Source organism: Yoonia sp. R2-816 (assembly GCF_046762905.1).
Lineage (GTDB): Bacteria > Pseudomonadota > Alphaproteobacteria > Rhodobacterales > Rhodobacteraceae > Yoonia.
Window position 1 is genome coordinate 261,209 of record NZ_JBKQXN010000216.1, and the last position, 16,297, is coordinate 277,505.

Consider the following 16,297-nt stretch of genomic DNA (forward strand, 5'->3'; position numbering starts at 1 on the left):
TAACCCTTCATCTCCTACGCAGCTTCGGACCACCCATCCCGTGCCACGTTCCATAATTTGTGGCGGGTTTACTCCCTTGCTTGGCGGCTGTCACCCCCTCATTTCCCATACCGGCAAGGTGTTGATGATCCGTGATGAACTGCTAGGTTGTCGGCAATCAACGAAGGTTAAAAATATGCTCTTTACAGGCACCGACTCTTACGTCGCCACTGATGATTTGACCATGGCGGTGAACGCTGCGGTGACTCTGGAACGTCCATTGCTCGTTAAAGGCGAGCCGGGGACAGGCAAGACCGAACTGGCCCGCCAGGTCAGCACGGCACTTGGTCTGCCAATGATCGAATGGCATATCAAATCAACGACCAAGGCACAGCAGGGTCTTTACGAATATGACGCCGTTAGCCGGCTGCGTGACAGCCAGCTGGGCGATGCTCGCGTTCAGGATGTGGCCAACTATATCAAGAAGGGCAAGCTGTGGCAGGCTTTCGCGGCCGATGGCAAGGTCGTGTTGCTGATTGATGAGGTCGACAAAGCCGATATCGAGTTTCCAAATGACCTGCTGCAGGAACTCGACCGGATGGAATTTCACGTCTACGAAACCGGCGAGACGATCAAGGCGGTCCACCGCCCAATCGTCATCATCACGTCAAATAATGAAAAAGAACTGCCCGATGCCTTCCTGCGCCGCTGCTTTTTTCACTACATCCGCTTTCCGGATATGGACACGATGCGCCAGATTGTCGCCGTCCATCACCCCGGCATTAAAGAGGCGCTGCTGACAACCGCCCTCAGCCAGTTCTACGAGATTCGCGAGACCGCAGGTCTGAAGAAAAAGCCATCCACCTCAGAGGTATTGGATTGGCTCAAGCTTCTGCTAGCCGAGGATCTGAACCCCGAAGACCTGAAACGCAACGGCGCCAACGCCCTGCCCAAACTCCACGGCGCGCTGTTGAAAAACGAACAGGACGTGCATCTGTTTGAACGCTTGGCCTTCATGGCGCGCAGAGGTGGCTAACCACCCCGTCGCACATTGCCGTGCCAGTCTTCAATTTCCGTATCCGACGCAGGCATCAGAGCCGGTGCCTTGGATTGGCCCGTATCAGCTGCCGCGCCGATTAGGATGCCAATGCCCAACAGTGCGATAGTCCAAAACACAGTCAACGGCCAACGGCGATCCACATCACCGACATTGCAGCGCTCAAGCGTCATGTGATTTTGCATGCTCATCTCCATCTTTCGGTTTGTGACTGCAATTGAGGTAAGCAATTCAAATACATTCTCAAAACGAATGTTTTTGCGACTTAAAATCACATATTTTGATATACTGCGCCCGATGCAACCATCACGCATTCGTGTGATCGTCCGCCCACTCAAATCCACTGGTCAACAAGGCAAAGCAGTCTATGGTCGACAGAAACCCGAATAGAGCAGCAAGAATGACAACGACCTCGCACACCATCATCCGCCCGTTGACAGCAGGGGACCGCGCGGCCTGGGAAGCCCTTTGGCGCGCGTATCTGACGTTTTATCGCACCAGCGTCGGACAAGATGTCTTTGAAAGCACGTTCGCCCGCCTATTGGGCAATGATGATCATGATTTCAACGCCTTGATCGCCGAACAGAACGGCACACCCGTCGGCCTCGTTCATTTCCTGTTCCACCGCCATTGCTGGCGGATCGAAAATGTCTGCTATCTGCAGGATCTTTACGCCGACCCCGTCGTGCGCGGCACAGGTGTGGGCAGGCTGCTGATTGAGGCTGTGTATGACGCCGCTGACAAGGCCAGCGCACCCAGCGTCTATTGGCTAACCCAAGACGATAATGCTGCAGGACGCAGACTGTATGACCGCGTCGGCCAGCTGACCAATTTCATCAAGTATCAGAGGCCCGCATGAGGTGGTTGGCGCTAGCGGCCGTGGCCTTGAGCACGGCCTGTACACCTGTGCCCGATGGCCCCGACCCGATCCGGCTGACCTTCCCGGAAATGCGCAGCTTCGCCGCAACCAACCCCGGCCCATCCACCAGACCAAACTCCGAAATCGCCCTTGATTTCATGGATCTGTCCTTTCGCATGGAAAGCGGACGCCAACTGCCCACATTCACCCGGTTCGAAGAGCCGATTACCGTTCGGCTCGTCGGCCCTGTCGGTCCTTCCGTTCCACAAGACCTCGCCGGTGTTCTGGACAGGCTGCGCAAGGAAGCGCGGATCGATATCCGCATGACCAATGCCGAAGACGCCAACATCATCATCGAACCGGTGCCAACACGCACCTTACAGCGAGTGGCCCCCAACGCGGCCTGCTTTGTCGTCCCGCGCGTGGGCAGTTGGCGCGAATTACGTGCGGCACGGGGCACCGCGACCATCGATTGGGCTACGCTGCGACGGCGCGACCGTGCCGCCATCTTCCTGCCAGCCGACGCTGCACCACAGGAAATCCGCGACTGCCTGCACGAGGAACTGGCACAGGCGCTTGGCCCGCTCAACGACCTCTACCGCCTGCCGGATTCGATCTTCAATGATGACAACATCCACGCTGTGCTTACCGGGTTTGATATGCTGATCCTGCGCGCCTACTACGCCCCGGAATTGCAAAACGGGATGACCGAACGGCAGGTCGCCGAACGCCTGCCGCGCATTCTGGCCCGGATCAATCCGCGCGGTGAACGCAGAGGCGGGCAAATCCCCAGCGGTACGTCACGGGCGTGGATCGATTCCATCGAAACCGCGTTGAGCGGCGGCAATTCCGATATCCGACGCAGGCGGGCGGCGCTGCGCGCGGTTAGTATCGGGCAGCAACTGGGCTGGACCGGCCCACGTGAAGGGTTCGCCAACTACGCCTATGGTCGCCTGCAGCTAGGCAATGACAGCACCCTCGCCCTGGGGGCCTTCAACAACGCAGGGCGGGCCTATCGGCAAAGTGCCGTCACCAACATCCATTCCGCCCATATCTCAGTCCAGCTGGCCGCGTTTACGCTGATCTCCGGCGATCCGGACGCCACCATCGCCATCACGGATGAGGCGATCCCCGTTGCCCGCCGCCATCAGAACGCCGCGCTGCTGTCGCTGTTGATGATGTTCAAGGCCGAAGCACTGGATATGAAAGGCGACACTGAGGCCGGCATGGCCCTGCGACTGGACAGTTTGGGCTGGGCGCAGTACGGGTTCGGCAGCCGGGACGAGGTGATTGACCGGCTGAACGAAATCGCCTCTCTGGTGCCGCAGACGCCACCAAGCTGACAAGGGACATGTCATGATCTATCCCCTCGCCGGACTGATATTCGGGGCATTATTCGGGGCCTTCCGGGCCAAGGCACGCGGCGGCAAAACAGCCGACCTGCTGCAATGGGGTGCAGCATTCGCCATGATCTTTGGCGTTGTCGGTCTGTTCGTGCTGATCTTCATCGAACGCAGCTACTACTGACCCGATGTTCCTGCCCTTCTTCGATAATCTGCGCAAATCCGGGGTCCCGGTCTCATTGCGCGAATTTCTGTCATTTCTCGAAGGGATGAAGGCCGGGCTGGCCACCTACGATGTCGAAGCCTTCTATTTTCTGGCCCGTACCATCATGGTCAAGGATGAACGGCATCTCGACAAATTCGACCGTGCCTTCGCTGCCACTTTCGAAGGGCTTGACGCGATCCCGGCCGAAGCGGTTCTGAACGCGGTTGATGTTCCCGCCGACTGGCTGGAAAAGCTGGCCGAAAAGCACCTGACCGACGCCGAAAAGGCCGAAATCGCGGCATTGGGTGGTTTCGACAAGCTCATGGAAACGCTGAAAAAGCGGCTTGAGGAACAAAAAGGCCGGCATCAGGGTGGCAACAAATGGGTCGGCACCGCAGGCACGTCGCCCTTCGGTGCTTATGGCTACAACCCCGAAGGCGTGCGGATCGGCCAGAACGAAAGCCGCCACCAGCGCGCGGTCAAGGTCTGGGACAAACGCGAATTCCGCAACCTCGACGACACCGTCGAACTGGGCACCCGCAATATCAAGGTCGCCCTGAAACGGCTGCGCAAATGGGCGCGTGACGGGGCGGCCGAAGAACTCGACCTGAACGGCACGATCCGCGCCACCGCCGAACATGGCTATCTTGATGTGCAGACCCGGCCAGAACGGCGCAACGCGGTCAAGGTCTTGTTGTTCCTCGATATCGGCGGATCAATGGACCCGCATGTCAAAGTGGTCGAAGAACTGTTCAGCGCGGCCAAGTCCGAATTCAAACATTTCGAACATTTCTATTTCCACAACTGCCTTTACGAAGGTGTCTGGAAAGACAACCGCCGCCGCTGGAACGCCCAGACCCCCACATGGGAGGTTCTGCGCACCTACGGCCCGGACTACAAATGCATCTTCGTCGGCGACGCCAGCATGTCGCCCTACGAAATCGCGTTCAAGGGCGGGGCGAACGAGCATTGGAATGAAGAAGCAGGCGAGGTCTGGCTAGCCCGCGCCCGCGACCAGTGGCCCAGCCACCTATGGATCAACCCGCTGGAAGAACGCTATTGGCCCTACACCCAGTCAATCCAGATGATCCAGCAGATCTTTGGCCCTGACCGCATGGTGCCGATGACGTTGTCAGGGATCGAGGCGGGCATGAAAACCTTGGGGCGCTAGCGCCAGGTCGTTGGGTCACCATCCACGGCACAACCCAATGGTGGCAACTGCTCCGCAAAATTCTCTTTCAGTTTCCCGCAACCCCAATCCTGCACAAAGCCGGGCACAGAACTGTTCAACCGGATCCCGATGTCACTATACGGCGATTGCGTATTGGTTACATAGCGGTAATAGGCAAAGCTGAATGGCCCACTCAACGCCACAAGGGCCAGAATGAGATAGGCAATGATTTTTTTCATGTTCAACTCCTTGACGGCAACGCCCCCGCGCCTTGATCGTCAATTGCGCGTGATGCGTCAATCCGCACTTTGAAATCACCGATTTCAGGCACATATTACGCCTATGATCAAATTTCTGCCCATCCTGCTTGCAGTTCTCTACGGCCTTGCCATGTATCGTTTTTCGGTCTGGCGGACGGCACGCGAACTTGATGCAAACTCGACCGAACTGGCCGACCCGATTCTCAAGCACATCACCGACCGGATGGCGCAAGCGCTGGAGATCGACCGGATCAAGGTCCACATCTACGAAATCGACCCTGTCAACGGGTTGGCCGCCCCTGACGGGCGTATTTTCATCACCCGCGGTTTCTTCAACAAATACCGCCAGGGTCAGGTCACGTCAGAAGAAATGGCCAGCGTCATCGCGCACGAACTGGGGCACGTCGCCCTGGGCCATTCACGCCGCCGCATGATCGACTTTTCCGGCCAGAACGCCATGCGCACCGCACTCGCCATGATCCTCGGGCGGTTTATCCCGTTTATCGGTCCATGGATCGCGGGTGTCCTGATGAGCCTGCTTGCCGCCCGCCTCTCGCGCAGCGACGAATTTGAGGCTGACGCATACGCATCCGCCCTGCTGGTCAAGGCCGGGATCGGGACTGGCCCACAAAAATCGCTCTTCACGAAGCTGGAAAAGCTGACTGGCGCGCGCGGTGCGGCCGTCCCCGCCTGGATGATGAGCCACCCCAAAACCCAACAACGCATCGCCGCGATTGAGGCGAACGAGGCGAAATGGGCCGCAGGCTAACCCGCTTACCGCACCAGCGCCTTGCCAAACCGGGGCAACCGCGCCTTTTTCATCAGCGCCCGCATCTCCCACGCACTACCCGATAACCTGTTCGCTTCCGCCAGCACCGCCTCAGCCACGCCCTGTACCTGATCCGGGGCCTCCTCCAACAACCCGCGCAGGAACGCATCGGGATCAGCGCGAAACACCCCCTCCTCGGCCAGAATATTGCCCGGAAAATCCTTGGCATTCGTCGTCAGGATACCGTCGCAAGACCCGGCAATCGCCGCCGCCAGCACATGAACATCATCCGCGTCCGGCAACCACAACCGGCGCATCAGCCCATCATGCGGTGGCACAATCGCATCGGGAAACTTCGCCTTCAGCGCAGCTACTTCACCACGGGCGAATACGCCTTGCTCCAACCCCAGCTTGGCCGCCGCCAGCGCCCATTCTTCTAGAATCCGATCTGACCAGCGCGGCTCGAACAACCCTTCCTTGGCGCATCCCAACACGACTTCACGCATCACGGTGGGATACAGGACGCAGGCGTCAATCAGCATCCTCATAGACGATAAAACACCGTCTTGAGGTATCCACTCTCCGCCAGATGCGGCATCAGCGGATGGTCCGGCCCGGCAAAGCCGGTGTGGATAATCTGCCCCCGCCGCCCGGCCCGCCCGATCCCGCGCGAACAGGCATTGCGGAATTTCGTCAGATCAGCGGCATGCGAACAGGAGCAAAGCCCCAGATACCCACCGTCCGCCACCAGCTGGGCCGCCAAACGGGCCACCCGCTCATACGCCCGCAATCCCGCATCCAGCGCTTGGCGCGACGGGGCAAAAGCCGGCGGATCGCAAATGACCACATCGAACATCGGCCCTTCGTCGGCAAGGGCTGTCAGCACGTCAAACGCATCACCCTTGCGGGTCTCGAACCGGTCCGCCACACCCATCCGGGTTGCGCCATCCTCCGCCAAAGCCAGCGCCGGGGCCGAACCATCAACCGCCAGAACCGACTTGGCTCCGGCCGCCAATGCGGCCAATCCAAACCCGCCCACATGGCTGAACACATCCAGCACGCGCGCATCCTTGGCCAAACCGGCCGCAAACGCATGATTGGCGCGCTGATCAAAGAACAACCCTGTCTTCTGTCCGCCCATCAGATCGGCCATATATATGGCACCGTTCATCGGTACGGGACCCGGGCCTTCCGGGGCTGCGCCACGCATGACTTCCATCCGGTCTTCCAACCCCTCCAACCCCCGCGCGCGGCCCGTGCCATTAAGAATAACCGAGGTCACTCCGGTAACAGCCATCAACGCATCAACCAGCGGTGTAATCAAAACATCCGCCCATGCCGCATTCGGCTGAACCACGGCGATGTCACCGAAACGGTCTACAATGACACCGGGCAATCCATCCGCCTCTGCATGGATCAACCGATAGAAGGGCTGATCATAAAGGCGCTCTCGATGGGCCAAAGCGCGCGCAAACCGCACGGCGAACCAGGCCTCATCAATGTCAGCATGCGGATTGCGGTCCAACATCCGGCAGATGATCTTGGACGCCGGATTGACCGCCACGACCCCTAATGGACTGCGCCCGGAATCCTCCAGCACCGCCACGGTTCCGGCAGCAAGACCACGGGTCCGGCGGTCGGTCACCAGTTCATTGGCATAGACCCAGGGAAATCCGTGCCGGATGGCGCGGACCTCTGCCTTGGGTGTTAAACGGACAGTGGGGCGGTCGGGGCGGTTTTCTGTGGTATTCATGACCGCCCTCCTACGCGCAAACGCATTGCGTGGGAAGTAGCGGTCAGAGCAATTCGCGCCGCAGCACCGCTGTCAGAAAGTTAGTGACACGGACCTTCTGTGTCTGGCCAGAAACCTCCAGCCGCGCTGCCTGTGCCCCGCCGGGCGCATCCAGATTGGCGACAACCCGGCGAGTCGGCTCAATCACCTGCCCAGTTGCCGCATCACGGACCGTCATCAGGAACACGATGTTGTAAACACCCCCCACTGAAAAACGGGTGCGGTCTGTCACGCCATGAAAACGCACCAGTTGCACATCAACAGCCACCGGCTGGCGTCCACGCAAAACCGGTTTGTTCCGCTCCATAGCCGTTTCGAACATGGCCGCAATCTGCGGTATACGCGGCCCTCTGGGATCACCGCGCCAGACAACATCCGCCAGCGGATAGTAGCCTTCATTCTCAGAAACCGACAAATCGGATGCAGCGGAAAACCTGAAATCGGCAATCGCATAGGATCGTACGATCCCTTCAGGCGCAGACCGGGCAACGCCGATAGGCCCAGCAGCACAGGCAGTCAGCGTGACGAGAAACAGAAAAATACTGAGCAGTCTGCGCATCAACATTCAAGACCTCGAACGATAAGGATCAGTCATCGGGCTGCTAAAACAGCTCAATGGCATCATTATGGCAGGGCCTCTTATAGAACGGTCGGCACGAACGACACCATATCGCAACTTGTTAGCGCTAACGGCATGTGTTAGACTATCGCCAAAGCTTCCCAGAGGAAATTCATGCCGATCAATCCGACAATCGCTGCGGTTACCGACCGCATTCGCGCCCGTTCAGAAGGTCCGCGCCGCAAGTATCTTGATACCATGGCCCGCGCTGCCGCCGACGGCCCACGCCGGGCGCATCTGACCTGCGGGAACCAGGCGCACGCCTATGCGGCTATGGGCGATGACAAGGCCGCGCTGACAGATGGCCCCAACCCGAACCTGGGGATCATCACCGCCTATAACGATATGCTGTCGGCGCATCAGCCATTCGAACGCTACCCCGATCTGATCCGCGCCGCTGCTCGGGATGCTGGCGGCACAGCTCAGGTGGCTGGCGGTGTGCCCGCCATGTGTGACGGGGTAACACAAGGCCAGACAGGCATGGAATTGTCGCTCTTTTCGCGCGACGTGATCGCCCTCGCCGCTGGCGTAGGGCTGTCGCACAACGTCTTTGACGCGGCGATCTATCTGGGCGTCTGTGACAAGATCGTGCCGGGTCTGGTCATCGCCGCCGCCACATTCGGCTACATCCCGGGCATCTTCGTGCCTGCCGGTCCGATGACATCCGGTCTGCCCAATGACGAAAAATCCAAGGTGCGCCAGCAATTCGCCACCGGCGAAGTCGGCCGCGACAAACTGATGGAGGCGGAAATGGCCTCTTATCACGGCCCCGGCACCTGCACATTCTACGGGACCGCCAACACAAACCAGATGCTGATGGAATTCATGGGGCTGCATTTGCCCGGCGCGTCCTTCGTCAATCCCGGCACCCCGCTGCGCGAGGCTCTGACGACCGAGGCGACCAAACGCGCGCTGGCAATCACAGCCCTTGGCAACCAGTACACACCGGTCTGTGACATCCTCGATGAAAGGGCTTTCGTGAACGGGCTTGTGGGCCTGATGGCCACCGGCGGCTCGACCAATCTGGTCATCCACCTGCCCGCCATGGCCCGCGCCGCCGGGATCATCCTCGATCTGGAGGATTTCAGCGACCTGTCAGCGGTCACCCCGCTCATGGCCAAGGTCTATCCAAACGGTCTGGCGGACGTGAACCATTTCCACGCGGCAGGCGGTTTGCAATTCATGATCAGCAACCTGCTCGAGGCCGGGCTTCTGCATGAGAACGTCAAGACCGTCGTCGGTGATGGTCTGGACCTTTATACTCAGGAACCGCAGATAAAGGATGGCGCGTTTCAATACCGCGAAGGCCCCAAGCATAGCCATAATGAAAAGATCCTGCGCCCTTGCGGCGACCCGTTCCATGCCAGCGGCGGCCTTACCCAACTGGCCGGCAATCTCGGACGCGGGGTGATCAAGACGTCTGCTGTCGCACCTGAACGGCACATCATCGAAGCGCCCGTGCGGGTCTTTCATTCACAAGACGATGTCAAAGCGGCCTTCAAAGCAGGTGAATTCACCTCGGATACGGTCATCGTCGTGCGCTACCAGGGGCCCAAATCAAACGGCATGCCCGAACTGCACGGGCTGACGCCGACCTTGGCCGTGCTTCAGGACCGCGGCCTCAAGGTTGCGCTTGTCACCGATGGGCGTATGTCCGGCGCATCCGGCAAGGTGCCTTCGGCGATCCATGTCTGCCCCGAAGCGGCCGATGACGGCCCAATCAGCCTGCTGCGCGACGGCGATATCGTGCGGCTCGACGCCACCAAAGGCACAATCGACGTGCTCAGTGTCGACCTCAGCAGCCGCACACCAGCCGCCGCCGATCTGACCGGCAATGGCACCGGCGTAGGCCGCGAACTATTTGAAGCATTCCGCAAAAATGTAGGGCTTGCCGCCGATGGCGCGGGTGTCGTCGTCTAGGCGATAAAGTAGTTTGCTCTTCATACCTCCCGATTTTGAAAGACCACAACATGACCCCACAAGACGCCTCCGCCGCAGCCGCCAAAGTCTGCCTGCTGGCCCCCGTTATCCCCGTGCTCGTGATTGATGATGCAGACACTGCCGCAGATCTTGCGAAGGCACTGGTGGCCGGTGGCCTTCCCGCGCTCGAAGTCACATTGCGGACGCCCTCAGCGCTCGACGCGATCCGCGAAATGGCCACCGTAAAGGGCGGCGTTGTGGGGGCGGGCACATTGCTCACCCCCAAAGATGTGGAAGCCGCCAAGGCGGCAGGCGCCACCTTCGGTGTCTCACCAGGGGCAACCGACATCTTGCTCGACGCCTGCGAGGCCAACGACCTGCCGCTCCTGCCCGGTGCCGCCACCGCGACCGAGGCGATGCGCCTGCTTGAACGTGGCTATACCGTGCAAAAATTCTTTCCTGCAGAGGCGAATGGCGGCGCACCTGCGCTCAAGGCGATTGGCGCACCGATCCCGCAGGTCAAATTCTGCCCCACAGGCGGGGTCAGCCTGAAAAATGCCAATGATTACCTATCGCTCGGCAACACACTCTGCGTCGGCGGATCATGGGTGGCGCCGAAAGACAAGGTTGAGGCCAAAGACTGGGCCGGGATCACCGCACTGGCGGCTGAGGCCGCAGCCTTGCCACGATAACCGCGCCGTCCCGGATTAACTCCGGGTCGGGTCCACGCGGGCCGAACGCCCACCACGCCTGCGCGGCGATGGTGCATCCTTCAACGCCGCCAAAAGCGTCTGTGTCATGGGGTGATCCATCGGCTGATCGGCATATTGCACCAACAACCCCTGCACCTGATCGCGCGTGTCCAGATCATCGGGCACACCCAGCGCCCAATCAAGAAAGATCGTGCGGCATTCGCCGCTGCTGATGCCGTCGATGCGATAGGCCTCGCGGATCAACCCCTTGGGATCATGCGGATCCTTTTGCATCACCTGTCCCCAACTTGCGGCTGATCACCTCATCCGCCGCTGTTGCTGCCGCAACCATTGCATCACTCAAGGCATCCATATCCTCAAACCCCGTCTCGCGCAGGACAAACCGCCGCCCACCTTCACCCAGTGCATCCGGGTCCAGCGAACTGCCCGTCAGCAACCGTGACGCCGCCTGCACACGCCACAAAAGCCCTGCCGCATGACCCACCGCGCGCGCATCTGCGTCAGACAACCAGCCATCCGCGACACCAGCGGCCAGTTGCGCAGGTGCGTCACGCGCGGCATTGCCTGTGCGCAGGGCGCAGGCTTGCGAAAACAGTTCGGTATCCTGCAACCGGCCCGGGCCAATCTTGGCATCCCAGCCCCCCTGTGGCGGCTTGGCGCCCGCAATCCGCGCCCGCATTTCGGCGACATCCGACAGAACAGATGCCCCCTGCCCTTTCTCCGTCAAAAGCGGCACGCGAAACGCCTCGATCTCATCAGCAATTTCCGCGCTCCCCGCCAACGCGCGGGCCCGGGTCAATGCCAGATGCTCCCATGTCCAGGCCTCATTCTGCTGATACTCCCGAAACGCCCCAAGCGATGTCGCAACCGGCCCTTGCCGGCCAGAGGGACGCAAACGCATATCCACCTCGTAAAGACGCCCCTCCGCCATAGGCGCGCTCAATGCGGTGACCAATGCCTGCGTCAGGCGCGAATAATACGCACGCGTCGCCAAAGGACGCCTGCCATCAGAAGCCTCCACACCATCCGCATCATAAATGACGATCAGATCAAGGTCAGACACCGCATTCAGTCGCGCCGCACCCAGCGATCCCATCCCCAGCACCACCGCCCCCCGCCCCGGCAGGTCGCCATGCTTACGCGCGAACTCCGCCACGATCACAGGCCAAAGCCCCGCAACAACAGCCTCGGCCAGTTCGGCATATTGGCGGCCACTGACATCGGCATCAATCAGGCCACGCAGATGATGCACACCAATGCGGAAATGCCATTCCTTGGTCCAGCGGCGCGCGGCGATCAGTTGCGTTTCGTAGTCGTCCGATGTCGCCAGCACCCCTGCCAACCCCTCGACCAACCCGGTTACACCCGGCCAAGGATCAAAGAACGTGCCACCGATCACCGCATCCAGCACGCCGGAATTACGCGACAGATACTGCGCCAGCGCTGGCGCGGTTGCGGCAATATCCACGATCAACTGCGTCAGCTGCGGGTTCGCCTCGAACAGCGAAAATAGCTGCACACCCGCAGGCAACCCTGCCAGAAACCCGTCAAACTGCGACAGCGCCTCATCCGGGCGGGCCGCATCCTGCAAGCGCTCCATGATCGTCGGGATCAGGCGTTCAAATATCTCGGTCGCCCGGGACGATCGCAAGGCCGGATAACTGTGCCAGCGCGCCACCACATCGCGCCCCCAATCGGACGTGACTGGGGCCGCCGGTTCCGGGGCAAAAAACCCTTCGGTCAGGTCATGCACCTCTTCCAGCCGCTCTGACAACTCCCGCCGCAACCCCGCCACATCGCGGCCCATGAACGCAGCCAGCCGGTCAAAACCCGCGGCATCATTCGGCAAATGATGGGTCTGCGCATCGCCCACCATCTGCAAACGATGCTCCACCTCGCGGTGAAACCTGTAATGATCGTAAAGCGTATCAGCCGCGTCCTGCGGCACCCAATCGGCATCCGCCAGCCGCTGCAACCCGTCCCGCGTGCCGCGCACGCGCAATGACGGATCACGGCCCCCGGCAATCAGCTGGCGGGTCTGGGTAAAGAACTCGATCTCGCGAATCCCCCCGCGCCCCAGCTTCATGTTGTGACCTTCCAGAACCAGCGGCCCATGCAGGCCCTTGTGGTCGCGTATGCGCAGCCGCATGTCATGGGCATCCTGAATGGCCGCAAAATCCAAATGCTTGCGCCACACAAACGGGCGCAGCGTCTTCAAAAACCCCTCGCCCGCCGCAATATCACCGGCACAGGGACGCGCCTTGATATAGGCGGCCCGTTCCCATGTCCGGCCCACACTTTCGTAATAGCGCTCCGCCGCTTCCATCGACAAACACACCGGCGTGACGGACGCATCCGGGCGCAACCGCAAATCGGTGCGGAACACATAGCCACCCGCCGCGACGTCCGACAGGATCGCCGCCATACGGCGGGTCGCGCGAATGAACGCCGCGCGGGCATCATGGTAATCCTCCGGGTCAAACCGGGTTTCATCAAACAGACAGATCAGATCAATGTCGGACGAATAATTCAGTTCCCCCGCGCCCATCTTGCCCATGGCCAGCGCGGTCATGCCCCCCGCCGTCGCAGCATCCTGATCACCCGGCAGTTTGCCCCGGGCAATCTCCGCCCCGACAAGCGCCACCAGACAGGCATGCACCGCCGCATCGGCAAAATCCGTCAACACCTGCGTCACCATCTCCAACGGCCAGGCACCACCCAAATCTGCCAGCGCGGCAATCAGGGCAATGCGCCGCTTGGCCTGCCGCAACGCAACCGGCAACTGATCCAGCGCAATACCCGGAATACCCGCCAGCAGGGCGGCAACCGCCCCTTCAGGATCATCCAGCGCCCCGGGCAACCACTCCGCCTCGGACGCGATCAACCCTGCCAGATAGGGGCTGCACCCCGCCGTCCCCCTAATCAAGGGGACCAAAGCAGCATCAAGCCCCGGCACAGCAGCAATCGCATCCGCACCACGGTCGGGCTCATAAGGGTCGGGACAACGGGTCAGGCGGGCGGCAATCGACATGCGCCAACACTGCGGCGGTCAGGCACTCTGGTCAATCACATGCGGCGCGTTAGGATGCCCAAAAAAAGGAAACATGATCATGAGCAAAAGCCTGAAACGGGTGGCACAAGCCCTGCGCGATGCCGGGCTGGACGTGACTCCTATTGAAATGGGCGCCGAAACCCGGACAGCCCAGCAAGCCGCCGATGCCGCAGGTTGCCATCTGGATCAGATTGCGAAATCGATCATCTTCGCCGGACAAACATCAGGCAAGGCGATCCTGTTCATCACGGCCGGTGGAAATCAGGTCGATCACGCCAAGGCGGCAGCTATCGCCGGCGAACCACTGGGCAAGGCCGACGCAGCCCTGATCCGGGCACAAACCGGCTTTGCCATTGGCGGCGTGGCCCCGGTCGGCCATCTCAACCCGATCCAGGCGTTCATCGACCCTCGACTGCTGGAATTCAAAGAGATTTTCGCTGCAGCAGGCACCCCACGACACATCTTTCCCATCAATCCCGAAAAACTAGTACAGATTTCCACAGCGCAACCTGCTGATTTCACTACTGTTTAACCAGTGATGTAAAAAACATTCACATTAACTCTTGAACAGGGGCACCCAGTTTCCGATATCTATTCATGTGAAAGGCATTCACATCAACCCGAACAGACAAGGAGCTGACCCCATGAACACCGCCACCACCCATTCCCCGATGGCTATGAATGACCATCGCCCTGGGTTTTTCGCCCGCGCCGAGGCCTGGCTTGATGAGCGTGGCAAAGGCGCCTGGATTGCCGCGATGGTCTTGGGCTTCATCTTCTTCTGGCCCATCGGCCTCGCCCTTCTTGCCTACATGATCTGGAGCAAACGCATGTTCAACAAATCCTGCACCGGGATGACCCGGACCCGCGCCCGTCACATGACCAAATCTTCCGGCAATAGCGCATTCGACGCCTACAAGGCCGAAACCCTGCGCCGCCTGGAAGAAGAACAGGACAAGTTCGAGGATTTCCTCAAACGGCTGCGCGAAGCCAAGGACAAGGCCGAGTTCGACCAGTTCATGAATGACCGGGCACAAGCGTCCGACAAATCCAAAGACGCAAACGATGACGGGCTCGCCCAAGCCTGACCCACAAAGGGCCCCGCAAACCGGGGCCCTTTTCTTATTTCAAGGAGACACATAAATGACCAGTATCGATATAAACGCACAGCACCAACCAACCGCCAGGCAAACCGACATGCCGGTCGCTGTGCAGGTGCTTTCCACCCTGCTTTTTGGTGTTTTTGGTATCCTTGCGGTGATTTTTGCGTTCAACGCATCGCTTGTGGGCGGGATCATCGTTGCTGTCGTGATCGGCTGGCGCGGCGGCTTTGCGCCCGGCAATTGGGGCAATGTCCCGGCGCTCCCCTCAGCCGAAACACTGATGTCGCTCGCGCCAGAGGCGCAGCACCGTAGCAGCGGCAATGCCAGTTTTGACGCCTACCGGACCGACACCCTGCAGCGGCTCGAGAAAGAACAGACCAGTTTTGAGAATTTCCTGGGGCGTCTACGCGCGGCCACGGACAAATCCGAGTTTGACGATTTTCTGGATCAGCGCGCCCGCCGAATTTCGGATGATCGCGAGAATTGGCTGCAAAAAGACGGCTAAGACCGGGCGCAAAAGGCACATGTCTGAGGCGTTAACCGCCTGTTAAGTAAGGGGCTTGGCGTAAGCGGGATCGGTTGTTAAAGTTTCCAAAATCAATCGGACCCGCATATGCGCCATACGCTGCCCATCGCACCACAATTCTATGTGACGGCCCCCCAGCCGTGCCCCTATCTTGAGGGCCGGATGGAGCGCAAGCTGTTCACGGCATTACAGGGCGACGCAGCAACAAAACTAAACGATTCTCTTTCAAAACAAGGGTTTCGGCGCTCGCAGAATGTGCTTTACCGGCCGTCCTGCGCCGAATGCTCGGCCTGCATGTCAGCCCGGATCGACGTTTCACTGTTTTCACCCAGCCGCAGCCAAAGGCGCGTTCAAAAACGAGCGAGCCACCTGAAACGGCGCGCGACATCGCCCTGGGCCACGGAAGAACAATACGCGCTTTTCCGCCAATATCTGGATGGGCGGCACGCCACCGGCGGCATGGCCGACATGGATATCTTTGAATTTGCGGCCATGGTCGAGGAAACGCCGATCCGCTCGCGGCTCATCGAATACGAAGCAGATGAAGCGCTCAGCGCAGTCTGCCTGACCGACATCCTCGATGACGGACTGTCGATGGTTTATTCCTTCTTTGATCCGGCGCTCGACAGGCTGTCACTTGGCACCTATGTCATCCTCGACCATATCGCCATCGCCCGGGATCTCGGCCTGCCATATGTCTATCTGGGCTACTGGGTCCCCGGCAGCCCCAAGATGGGGTACAAAGCCAAGTTCAAAGGGTTGGAGGTCTACAATAACGGGACCTGGGAACTGCTGCAGGACCCGTCGCAATACGGTGCCGACGTCCATCCGCTCTCCAACGATCCGATCGCGGAACAGGTCGCGCGGATCAGCCTGCCCGAAGGAAGGAGCTAACTCTCAAACGTCTGCGGGCCTTTCCAGCTATTTTC

General features: G+C 60.1%; 19 protein-coding genes. 12 read left to right on the forward strand and 7 right to left on the reverse strand.

Annotated features, from left to right (window positions below; all coding sequences use genetic code 11):
• Positions 1-175 precede the first annotated feature (175 nt).
• Positions 176-1,015 carry an AAA family ATPase gene (locus ACFWW2_RS15470; protein ID WP_393929293.1) on the forward strand — a complete coding sequence of 280 codons (840 nt, stop codon included), beginning with the start codon at positions 176-178 and terminating at the stop codon, positions 1,013-1,015.
• Here ACFWW2_RS15470 and ACFWW2_RS15475 read toward each other — a convergent pair.
• Positions 1,012-1,350, reverse strand: coding sequence for a hypothetical protein (locus ACFWW2_RS15475; RefSeq protein ID WP_393929295.1), 339 nt, complete (start codon positions 1,348-1,350; stop codon positions 1,012-1,014). The two genes, ACFWW2_RS15470 and ACFWW2_RS15475, sit on opposite strands and share 4 nt — an antisense overlap.
• A gap of 86 nt (positions 1,351-1,436) precedes the next feature.
• Between ACFWW2_RS15475 and ACFWW2_RS15480 the strand changes: the two genes are divergently transcribed.
• Genes ACFWW2_RS15480 through ACFWW2_RS15495 form a run of 4 tightly spaced genes read left to right on the forward strand, consistent with a single transcriptional unit; the run spans position 1,437 to position 4,614 of the window.
• A complete protein-coding gene (locus ACFWW2_RS15480) occupies positions 1,437-1,895 on the forward strand; it encodes a GNAT family N-acetyltransferase (protein ID WP_393929297.1) in 459 nt (152 codons plus the stop codon).
• A complete protein-coding gene (locus tag ACFWW2_RS15485) occupies positions 1,892-3,238 on the forward strand; it encodes a DUF2927 domain-containing protein (RefSeq protein ID WP_393929299.1) in 1,347 nt (448 codons plus the stop codon). The genes ACFWW2_RS15480 and ACFWW2_RS15485 overlap by 4 nt, the downstream gene beginning before the upstream one ends.
• Before the next feature lie 13 nt (positions 3,239-3,251).
• The gene (locus ACFWW2_RS15490) at positions 3,252-3,422 is read left to right on the forward strand and encodes a hypothetical protein (RefSeq protein ID WP_393929301.1); all 171 of its coding nucleotides are present in this window, start codon (positions 3,252-3,254) and stop codon (positions 3,420-3,422) included.
• Between the two features lie 4 nt (positions 3,423-3,426).
• Positions 3,427-4,614 carry a vWA domain-containing protein gene (locus tag ACFWW2_RS15495; protein ID WP_393929303.1) on the forward strand — a complete coding sequence of 396 codons (1,188 nt, stop codon included), beginning with the start codon at positions 3,427-3,429 and terminating at the stop codon, positions 4,612-4,614.
• Here ACFWW2_RS15495 and ACFWW2_RS15500 read toward each other — a convergent pair.
• Positions 4,611-4,853, reverse strand: coding sequence for a hypothetical protein (locus tag ACFWW2_RS15500; protein ID WP_393929305.1), 243 nt, complete (start codon positions 4,851-4,853; stop codon positions 4,611-4,613). The two genes, ACFWW2_RS15495 and ACFWW2_RS15500, sit on opposite strands and share 4 nt — an antisense overlap.
• A 103-nt stretch (positions 4,854-4,956) precedes the next feature.
• Between ACFWW2_RS15500 and ACFWW2_RS15505 the strand changes: the two genes are divergently transcribed.
• Entirely contained in the window at positions 4,957-5,643 is a 687-nt protein-coding gene (locus ACFWW2_RS15505; protein WP_393929307.1) for a M48 family metallopeptidase, read from the forward strand.
• A 5-nt stretch (positions 5,644-5,648) separates the two neighbouring features.
• On the opposite strand, the gene ACFWW2_RS15510 is transcribed toward ACFWW2_RS15505, so the two are convergent.
• Genes ACFWW2_RS15510 through ACFWW2_RS15520 form a run of 3 tightly spaced genes read right to left on the reverse strand, consistent with a single transcriptional unit; the run spans position 5,649 to position 7,994 of the window.
• Positions 5,649-6,191 carry an RSP_2648 family PIN domain-containing protein gene (locus ACFWW2_RS15510; protein WP_393929308.1) on the reverse strand — a complete coding sequence of 181 codons (543 nt, stop codon included), beginning with the start codon at positions 6,189-6,191 and terminating at the stop codon, positions 5,649-5,651.
• Positions 6,188-7,396: an RSP_2647 family RNA methyltransferase gene (locus ACFWW2_RS15515; RefSeq protein WP_393929310.1), complete on the reverse strand. Its 1,209-nt coding sequence runs from the start codon at positions 7,394-7,396 to the stop codon at positions 6,188-6,190. Before ACFWW2_RS15515 ends, ACFWW2_RS15510 begins: the two co-directional genes overlap by 4 nt.
• Positions 7,397-7,439: 43 nt before the next feature.
• Positions 7,440-7,994, reverse strand: a complete 555-nt coding sequence (locus ACFWW2_RS15520) for a DUF6778 family protein (RefSeq protein WP_393929313.1) — start codon at positions 7,992-7,994, stop codon at positions 7,440-7,442.
• Between the two features lie 174 nt (positions 7,995-8,168).
• Between ACFWW2_RS15520 and edd the strand changes: the two genes are divergently transcribed.
• A complete protein-coding gene (gene edd / locus ACFWW2_RS15525) occupies positions 8,169-9,974 on the forward strand; it encodes a phosphogluconate dehydratase (protein ID WP_393929315.1) in 1,806 nt (601 codons plus the stop codon).
• A 50-nt stretch (positions 9,975-10,024) separates the two neighbouring features.
• On the forward strand, positions 10,025-10,666 hold the full coding sequence (eda, locus tag ACFWW2_RS15530) for a bifunctional 4-hydroxy-2-oxoglutarate aldolase/2-dehydro-3-deoxy-phosphogluconate aldolase (RefSeq protein WP_393929317.1): 642 nt from the start codon (positions 10,025-10,027) through the stop codon (positions 10,664-10,666).
• Positions 10,667-10,681: 15 nt separating this feature from the next.
• Here the strand turns inward: eda and ACFWW2_RS15535 are convergent, their stop codons facing one another.
• Both ACFWW2_RS15535 and ACFWW2_RS15540 read right to left on the reverse strand, forming a co-directional pair.
• Positions 10,682-10,960, reverse strand: coding sequence for a hypothetical protein (locus ACFWW2_RS15535; RefSeq protein WP_393929319.1), 279 nt, complete (start codon positions 10,958-10,960; stop codon positions 10,682-10,684).
• Positions 10,941-13,718, reverse strand: a complete 2,778-nt coding sequence (locus ACFWW2_RS15540; RefSeq protein WP_393929321.1) for a glutamine-synthetase adenylyltransferase — start codon at positions 13,716-13,718, stop codon at positions 10,941-10,943. Before ACFWW2_RS15540 ends, ACFWW2_RS15535 begins: the two co-directional genes overlap by 20 nt.
• Positions 13,719-13,797: 79 nt before the next feature.
• Between ACFWW2_RS15540 and ACFWW2_RS15545 the strand changes: the two genes are divergently transcribed.
• The 4 genes from ACFWW2_RS15545 to ACFWW2_RS15560 all read left to right on the forward strand — a co-directional run bounded on the left by ACFWW2_RS15545 (position 13,798) and on the right by ACFWW2_RS15560 (position 16,262).
• The gene (locus ACFWW2_RS15545) at positions 13,798-14,271 is read left to right on the forward strand and encodes a YbaK/EbsC family protein (protein WP_393929323.1); all 474 of its coding nucleotides are present in this window, start codon (positions 13,798-13,800) and stop codon (positions 14,269-14,271) included.
• A gap of 112 nt (positions 14,272-14,383) precedes the next feature.
• Positions 14,384-14,827, forward strand: a complete 444-nt coding sequence (locus tag ACFWW2_RS15550; RefSeq protein WP_393929325.1) for a DUF2852 domain-containing protein — start codon at positions 14,384-14,386, stop codon at positions 14,825-14,827.
• A gap of 55 nt (positions 14,828-14,882) precedes the next feature.
• Positions 14,883-15,347, forward strand: coding sequence for a DUF2852 domain-containing protein (locus ACFWW2_RS15555; protein ID WP_393929327.1), 465 nt, complete (start codon positions 14,883-14,885; stop codon positions 15,345-15,347).
• Between the two features lie 108 nt (positions 15,348-15,455).
• Positions 15,456-16,262, forward strand: coding sequence for an arginyltransferase (locus tag ACFWW2_RS15560; RefSeq protein WP_393929329.1), 807 nt, complete (start codon positions 15,456-15,458; stop codon positions 16,260-16,262).
• The last annotated feature ends 35 nt before the right edge of the window (positions 16,263-16,297 follow it).

Bases quoted from the DNA above. Each gene is read 5' to 3' on its own strand.
- ACFWW2_RS15470 (WP_393929293.1), top strand. From the start codon at position 176: ATGCTCTTTACAGGCACCGACTCTTACGTCGCCACTGATGATTTGACC.
- ACFWW2_RS15550 (WP_393929325.1), top strand. From the start codon at position 14,384: ATGAACACCGCCACCACCCATTCCCCGATGGCTATGAATGACCATCGC.
- ACFWW2_RS15510 (WP_393929308.1), bottom strand. From the start codon at position 6,191: ATGAGGATGCTGATTGACGCCTGCGTCCTGTATCCCACCGTGATGCGT.
- ACFWW2_RS15555 (WP_393929327.1), top strand. From the start codon at position 14,883: ATGACCAGTATCGATATAAACGCACAGCACCAACCAACCGCCAGGCAA.
- ACFWW2_RS15505 (WP_393929307.1), top strand. From the start codon at position 4,957: ATGATCAAATTTCTGCCCATCCTGCTTGCAGTTCTCTACGGCCTTGCC.
- ACFWW2_RS15545 (WP_393929323.1), top strand. From the start codon at position 13,798: ATGAGCAAAAGCCTGAAACGGGTGGCACAAGCCCTGCGCGATGCCGGG.
- ACFWW2_RS15500 (WP_393929305.1), bottom strand. From the start codon at position 4,853: ATGAAAAAAATCATTGCCTATCTCATTCTGGCCCTTGTGGCGTTGAGT.
- ACFWW2_RS15515 (WP_393929310.1), bottom strand. From the start codon at position 7,396: ATGAATACCACAGAAAACCGCCCCGACCGCCCCACTGTCCGTTTAACA.
- ACFWW2_RS15540 (WP_393929321.1), bottom strand. From the start codon at position 13,718: ATGTCGATTGCCGCCCGCCTGACCCGTTGTCCCGACCCTTATGAGCCC.
- ACFWW2_RS15490 (WP_393929301.1), top strand. From the start codon at position 3,252: ATGATCTATCCCCTCGCCGGACTGATATTCGGGGCATTATTCGGGGCC.
- edd (WP_393929315.1), top strand. From the start codon at position 8,169: ATGCCGATCAATCCGACAATCGCTGCGGTTACCGACCGCATTCGCGCC.
- eda (WP_393929317.1), top strand. From the start codon at position 10,025: ATGACCCCACAAGACGCCTCCGCCGCAGCCGCCAAAGTCTGCCTGCTG.
- ACFWW2_RS15535 (WP_393929319.1), bottom strand. From the start codon at position 10,960: ATGCAAAAGGATCCGCATGATCCCAAGGGGTTGATCCGCGAGGCCTAT.
- ACFWW2_RS15480 (WP_393929297.1), top strand. From the start codon at position 1,437: ATGACAACGACCTCGCACACCATCATCCGCCCGTTGACAGCAGGGGAC.
- ACFWW2_RS15560 (WP_393929329.1), top strand. From the start codon at position 15,456: ATGCGCCATACGCTGCCCATCGCACCACAATTCTATGTGACGGCCCCC.
- ACFWW2_RS15520 (WP_393929313.1), bottom strand. From the start codon at position 7,994: ATGCGCAGACTGCTCAGTATTTTTCTGTTTCTCGTCACGCTGACTGCC.
- ACFWW2_RS15475 (WP_393929295.1), bottom strand. From the start codon at position 1,350: ATGCGTGATGGTTGCATCGGGCGCAGTATATCAAAATATGTGATTTTA.
- ACFWW2_RS15495 (WP_393929303.1), top strand. From the start codon at position 3,427: ATGTTCCTGCCCTTCTTCGATAATCTGCGCAAATCCGGGGTCCCGGTC.
- ACFWW2_RS15485 (WP_393929299.1), top strand. From the start codon at position 1,892: ATGAGGTGGTTGGCGCTAGCGGCCGTGGCCTTGAGCACGGCCTGTACA.